Consider the following 6899-nt stretch of genomic DNA (forward strand, 5'->3'; position numbering starts at 1 on the left):
TGACCAAGATCGCGAACCTGCCGGCACAACCCGTAACCCGTCGGCCCGGCCTCGAAGCAGACGTGCAGTCAATCATACTTCTTTCCCAGCTTCTTGATCGTCCGCTCTATCGCTGCAGGACTATTTTCGACCTCGCCGACAAACCGGACCTCGCCGGTGCGGCCGCCCTCCGCGATCGCCACCGCGTGCTTCTTCTTGGCTACATCAAACGCGACAAACGCTTTGCTATACTCTCCCATGGCTCGCCCTCCGTGCGTGAGGATCGGCTCGGCCCATCCGAGCAAACCTCGTCTCTTAATCGCACGAAAGGGCGGGCCACCGATCTCAGCCCTGGAACATGACGTCTAGAGGAGAGCCTCGGCAGGATAGTGCCGGAAGCCCGAGCGGCCTTATTATTGATGGCTTGGCCGCATCGTTGCGAGCAAACGACGGCGCGAAGTGAAGGCGACGCTGCTGCCGTCGTGATGGAGGTGGCAGGTCGAGCTCTCCACACTAGGGATGCTGATCCGGATTGTGCAGATGGCTACCAACTCCTTTCAGCTCCCAAACGATTGAAGATAAAAAACGCCAGCACGCCAATCGCCCAACGGCTATTCGTAGAAGTCGGGGTCTGACGGACACGTCGGAGACTACGCTGTGATCCAGCGCGTCCGGGCGGCCCGAAACATTGGTCTGAAGTTGAAAAAATACCTAGTGCCGATATAGTTCAACGGCAAGATCTTCACATGTAGCGCGGCATGACGGTTCGCGAGATCATCGGTGATAACCCAGGGACTGAAATCGGATCAAAGATCCCGGGGCACTCCTTTTTCGCCTTAAGATGAAGTCTAAGTGGCAGCTCACCGATTACGAGGTGCTCGACGGTAAACTGATATATGACGTTTGGAGACATCGGTGAACGCACCTCCCCCCCAATCGCCCCAACGCTCCGCTAGCTCCAGCCCAACGAATTGGGCCATGGTATCGAGCTCCTGATGATAAACGTAACGAATGCGTTGTGGAAAACGTCTGACCGAGGCACCAGAAAACCACAGGAGGGATGAAAGCAAGTTCTGGTTTAGTGAATCGTGGATTTCCACGTTCACGATCGTATTGTCGCGATCGACGAGCGTAGTAGTCGTTTTTTGGCCGCTGACGAACCCATCCAAGGCTGGCACGCGTAGCTCTATCGCCAAAACTCCCACATCGTCTAGCGCCTTCGCGGCAGATCGGAGACAAGCTATTTGCTGTTCACGCCGGCAGAGCAGCGTGAACGTGCTATGAACACAATAGACAAGATCGTAGCGTTGCTCTGAGCTGAAATCGGCAATGTCCACCTTCCAAGCCTTGATCCCATCGGTACGTTTGGCGAGGAGCTTCAACATGCTATCCGAATTGTCGATACCTTCGACCCTGACGCCGCGCTCGCTCAATGGCACCGCTACGCGCCCATTGCCTATGCCTAGTTCAAAAGCACTCCTTCCGCTGGAAAACCGCTCAAGAAAGACCGCGGTTTCGTCTGCCTCGGCAACTTTGCCCACCATACTAGTTAATTTTTCGTAGACGGAAGCTAAATTCTCATCATAGATAAACTCTTCAGTCAAACTCGGCCCTCCTGAACTTTGATGCTTTTGCATTGCGCCTGACCCATGTTTAGATTAACTTTATATCTTCTTTGACGAGCGTGTTGAGATCTTATTTGCTGCTTGCGTGATTTAATATCAATCTATACTGATTAATTCTCATTCACGAACTTTGAAGCGAACTGTCATTTATACCTATAATTGCCTTTACGAAAACCTGGTATTTTATGCAATATACAATATATAATATTAAAGACTGCATTAAGATAACATATTTAGTGCAATCAAAGACCATTTTGGGGTGATTGTGTACCCGTCAATGCCGAGTTGAGTCTTTTAACGACGGTAACCTTTGAGCTCCGGCTGCGATTCACCGAGCACGCTGGCTTCAAAGAGTCGATCGCGGGTTAGACCGAACACCCGCCGAGGCTCACTGATCTCGCCGCAAGCCCGCCCGCTGAACTGTCATTAAGCCTTAGCCAAATTGCACGTCTTTAACAGGATGACATTCTACGAGTTAAATCCATAACTTCCTCTTCGAGACCAAACATATCTTGTTATCGACCTCGATATAACTACCAATTTGCGTAGGTACCGGCTAGGTCGCAGAGGTTTTTGCTTGCTCCAGTGCAGCAAGTTCGGCGGCGGCGGAGCCTGTAGTCAGCAGTTCACCGAAGCAGCAGGACGGCAAGCCACCGAGGTGCCGGCTGGGGTGCCGATACCAGGACGTTGGCCGTCGTGATCGAGCCGATCACGGCGGTCATGGGCATGGCGGCGAAAAGCCTATCGTGCGCGCGCGACTATGGGCGTCAACCCGTCCAGCGGGCCTTTTACGTCTTCGAATTCCGCAGCAAGCACGGCCATCAGCCACTTCGCCTTCCTCATTTCGATTGCGACGATCGTGTTATCCTATTCGAGAGCGGTAGGGATCGGTTTGCGTCAAAAACTGCGGGGATGGGTGCCTCCTTCTGAGAGTTGGTTTTAGCAGCGCCGAACATGCCGCACCCCTCGCCGCTCGCCCCATAGCATCTGCGCCCGTGACACGATAATTCTTATCCGCAATTAGTGGGGAGGGGTGTGATCGACCAATTGATTAGGTCGACGGCACGCTGAAGTATCGCCTCGGTCTGAGCACGGCTGGGCGAAGCCGCGATGACATACCCGAGGTAGTCTTGGTAATCGCCTTTCCTGATGATGGGCGTAGTCGGTTCAACAAAAAATTTAACCTCGACGACACCTGGCACGGCAGCCGCCCGCCTGCCGCCACCGATCCAATCGAGGATTCCATCGCGATCAGGAACTAAGCATCGGGTGGCCGCTGCCTGCGAATGCCTCTTGCGCAAATCGCATTCCTCTCCAATGATAAGTTTGACGTGCTCGGTGACGAGATCGATGCCATAACCCAGCTTAATCAGTTCAGGATCTCCACCCGCCATACGCGGATTGACTTCAATGACCACTGGGCCAAGCTTCGTCCATCGAAATTCGATATTTGATGGCCCCCAGCCAAGACCGAGAGCTCGCAAACAGCTCAGCGAAACTTGCGCGATGCGTTGATGCTCGCTGTCGGTTAGCGGGGCCGGACAGATGTATTGATGAGCGATGAAATGCGGTGGCGGGCCGAACTCGTAGGCCGTAATTCCAACGACCTCATTTTCCATTAGATTAGCAACGTAAAGGGGACCTTGTGCGAATTCTTCGACCAGTATTCTCGGCGAGGGCCCCCATGTGTGCTTGCCGCCCGACAGAAAGTTCGTATGTTCGGCTAACTCATCGAGGTCACGGCACAATCGGACACCGGTGCTACCGCTGCCGACCACTGGCTTGAGAACCACCGGCAGGCCGATCTCGGCAGCAGAGCTTTCTACATCCTTCGCCGTCACTGCCAATCGATAAGCAGGGATCGGAAGGCCGGCCTTCTCGAGGAGCTGACGTTGAACGAGTTTGTCGCAGCACCGTTCAATGGATGTGGGATTCGGTCCCGGTAGATTGAAATGCCGGCAAAGCTTGCCAACGGTCGCATAGAACGCCTCCTTCAGGCCCGTAATGCCAGCTATGTCATAGCTCGCATTCAGCCGGGAACATTCGGTGACCAGCGCATCGAAATTGCTTGTATCGACACGGATTGTCTCAATGCTTTCCGCTGCAAGATAGTCGTACTGAGCTGGATTAGCCGACAAGACAATTGGATCAAGTCCAAAGCGCTGCGCCGCTCGGACGTAGAGCGGACCATTACTCCTATGCCCTTCAACGAGGATGAGCGCTCTTCTTACCATGATTGTTGACCTTCCGTTGCGTCTGACAGCGTCGAACTAGTGGGGGTCTGACCTCGGACGTTGTGATGAACGTACTACCGTCAGCGACTCTTCGCCGTTAAGGTTCTGTAAATTTTGTTTGAGTGCCCCCAGTTGACCGGGATTCCCTGCCTGGGAGCTTGGAGGGGCCGACGGAGCGATCGCAGAAAAGATTGCGTCGGCTCCAACGTCCCGCGATCATCCCCGCCTTGCCATCCACTGACCAACGACCCCCCCGCCAGCACCGTTGATCAACTCGAACGCCTAAGGCTCAGCGCGACAACGGACCTAACCGTCATTGGGACCGGTTGCGCGATGGCGGAGGTCCCAGGATAAACCGCCTAAAGCCCAGTGCGTCTAGCGATCGCGCGTTTCTGCCGCACGCATCCGAATCTGAAAGTTCGCCGACGATCCGCAGCTTGCGGCGAAGGTGCTCGAGTTTTTCGAACTCTGGGTCGCCGCGGCAGTCTATGCCGTGGTCCTCTCGGTCGTGAGAAGTGCCCACCTCGCGCTGGATCGCACCCAGGCGGGGAAGCTCATGAAAAAGAGCCCGCGCCGACGCCCGGGTCCACCGCTAGTCTCTCATGTTCCCTGTCAAGGCTGAGCGCAAGACGGATGGTCCGCTCGGCGTGGGCGAAGCAGTTGGATCGGCTGAAGCTGCACAGGGCTGGGGGTGGAGCTCAGAGACGACGGTTGATCAGACTCTCATCCGCGGGTTGGATACCGCCTTCCGTGTCTTCGTCTCGGGGCTGTCCTTTGTCTAGAGGGCGGGCGTCGAGCGGGTTGGCTCGGCCACATAACTAGCGACGGGAGTTCCCCACCGTGGCCCCTCTCGCATTGCCTCAAGGAAAATGTTACCGCGCGGGTTCGTTGCCTCACCTAAAATGTTACCCGTGAAGGCGCATGTCGCCATGGTGCCTTCACTACCAGGGAGGCAACATGAAGACGAAGATGACACATGCCATGCGTATGGAACTGGCCAATGCGGTCAGGGATCGCTATGCGGCCGCGACGACCAAGGACAAGCGCCGGATCTTGGAGGAGTTCATTGCGGCGACGGGGTATCACGAAAAGTCCGCAACCCGTGTCCTGAACAGCCACCCGGAGCCGAAGCACCGTCAGACCCGCCAACGCCTGTCGCTCTATGATGAGGCCGCTCGGGCCGCCTTGATTGTGCTGTGGGAAGCTTCAGATCGAGTCTGCGGCAAGCGCCTCAAGGCACTGCTGCCCATCCTATTGCCGGGCGCTGGAACGCAATAGACATTTGAAGCTCGAGGAGGAGATACGCCACAAGATCCTGTCGATGAGCGCCGCCACGATCGACCGCTTGCTCCAGATGCCAAGGCGCACCATGCGTACGAAAAAGCCGCCAAGGGTTGTGCCAGAGCCCCGGCGGCGCATCAAAATGCGCACCTTTGCCGACTGGAACGAGCCGCTGCCCGGCAGCATGGAGATTGACCTGGTCGCTCATTGCGGGGGAGTCAACCGCGGTAGCTACGTTCACAGCCTGGTTCTGACCGACATCGCGAGCGGATGGACGGAGGCCGCGCCCATCGTGGTCCGAGAAGGTACCCTCGTGGTCGAGACACTCGACCGGATCCGCACGGGCTTGCCCTTTGCCCTGAGAGCGCTGGATGTGGATAATGGCAGCGAGTTCGTCAACAACAGGCTGATCGAATATTGCCTTGGTCACGGCATCGAACTCACTCGCTCGCGGCCTTACCGTAAGAACGACCAAGCGTGGATAGAGCAGAAAAATGGCGCCGTTGTACGGAAGCTCCTGGGGTATCGGCGCTTCGAGGGCTTGGCGGCGGCCAGAGCGATCACGCGCCTCTACGCGGCATCCCGGCTGTTCGTGAACTTCTTCCAGCCCTCGTTCAAGCTGGCTGCCAAACAGCGTGACGGTGCGAAGGTGGCCAAGCGCTATCATCCGCCGCAGACTCCCTGCCAGCGTCTCCTGCAGGCGGAGGCTATCCCGATGACCGCCAAGAACCAGCTGCGCGAGATCGCCGGCGACCTCGATCCGCTGAAGCTGCTGGAGGAGATGCGAGCTGTCCATGCTTATCTGGCGGCGCTGGCTGACGGCGAAACACCGCCACCGGCGACATCGGAACCGCCCAACCTGGCCGCGTTCGTAGCCAGCCTATCGAGCGCCTGGCATGCGGGCGAGATACGTCCGACCTTCTCCATTGAGGCCAAACCGCGTTACCTGCGAAGTCTACAAAAGGTCTCGACACAAACCCTTATTGCGAGTCCCACCGCCACGCTCAAACCGGTGATCCCACCCACTCCTCCCGTGACAGCCGCGAAGATGCAGGAGAAGCCGAAGCCGGTCTACGCCGAGCCTGGCCAAGCCCGCGTCCAGGCGCTCCGCATGGTGTGGCCGATCGTTTGTCGCCGATGGGAGGAATTCCCCAACATCAACGCCACGCAGCTCTTCGAGGAGCTGTGTGTCCAGTTTCCAGGTCGATTTACCCGCAAGCAGTACAAAACACTCGTTCGACGGGTCAATCTCTGGCGCCAAGCGGCTCGCGCCCGCGGTGTTGTCGTTGGGCCAAAGACTTATCGTCGGCTCAACGACAAACCGCGCGGCCGACGTCCCGACATCTTCAAGGACCATTGGGAAGAGATGGCACGATGCCTTGAAGAGCGTCCGGATCAGACCGCACTTGAACTTCTCGTCGAGTTCCAGGTCCGTTATCCTGGACGATACAGCTTGCACCAGCTTCACACGTTGCAGCAGCGAGTAAGGGCGTGGCGACAACAAGCCGTGCAGCGGCTCATCGGCGAGGTCAGCCGCCTAGCGCCGTATGTCGCTTCAGATTCCGCACGTCTGGCGAGCGGGTAACATTCTTGGTGAGGCAGCCGGTAACAAAATTACGTGAGGCAACACGACAGCCACCCCCAACGCTGTGCAGCGGGTCGGGTCGAGACCTGTCTGTGACGGTGCGACCTCCCGACCGATAAGCCCACAAGAAGGCGGCCATCTCGCGTGCGATCGCGGCCACGACCACTGGTGGCTTCTTGCCGGCGGCTTTCAGGC

5 protein-coding genes are annotated in these 6899 nt (G+C 57.2%); 3 read left to right on the forward strand and 2 right to left on the reverse strand.

The window, feature by feature from the left end:
* Positions 1-341, forward strand: a 341-nt coding sequence (locus tag LB577_RS32950; RefSeq protein ID WP_224690554.1) for a hypothetical protein, incomplete at its 5' end; no start/stop codon positions are given.
* A 498-nt stretch (positions 342-839) separates the two neighbouring features.
* Here LB577_RS32950 and LB577_RS32955 read toward each other — a convergent pair.
* A complete protein-coding gene (locus LB577_RS32955) occupies positions 840-1583 on the reverse strand; it encodes a class I SAM-dependent DNA methyltransferase (protein ID WP_224690555.1) in 744 nt (247 codons plus the stop codon).
* 1031 nt (positions 1584-2614) lie between these two features.
* Complete coding sequence (locus LB577_RS32960; RefSeq protein ID WP_224690556.1) at positions 2615-3838, reverse strand: acetyl-CoA carboxylase biotin carboxylase subunit family protein; 1224 nt, start codon at positions 3836-3838, stop codon at positions 2615-2617.
* A 957-nt stretch (positions 3839-4795) separates the two neighbouring features.
* Here LB577_RS32960 and LB577_RS32965 point away from each other — a divergent pair.
* On the forward strand, positions 4796-5116 hold the full coding sequence (locus LB577_RS32965) for a hypothetical protein (RefSeq protein ID WP_224690557.1): 321 nt from the start codon (positions 4796-4798) through the stop codon (positions 5114-5116).
* A 4-nt stretch (positions 5117-5120) separates the two neighbouring features.
* Positions 5121-6704, forward strand: coding sequence for a transposase family protein (locus LB577_RS32970; protein WP_224690558.1), 1584 nt, complete (start codon positions 5121-5123; stop codon positions 6702-6704).
* Positions 6705-6899: the final 195 nt, after the last annotated feature.

The organism is Mesorhizobium sp. B283B1A (assembly GCF_020165735.1).
Lineage (GTDB): Bacteria > Pseudomonadota > Alphaproteobacteria > Rhizobiales > Rhizobiaceae > Mesorhizobium > Mesorhizobium opportunistum.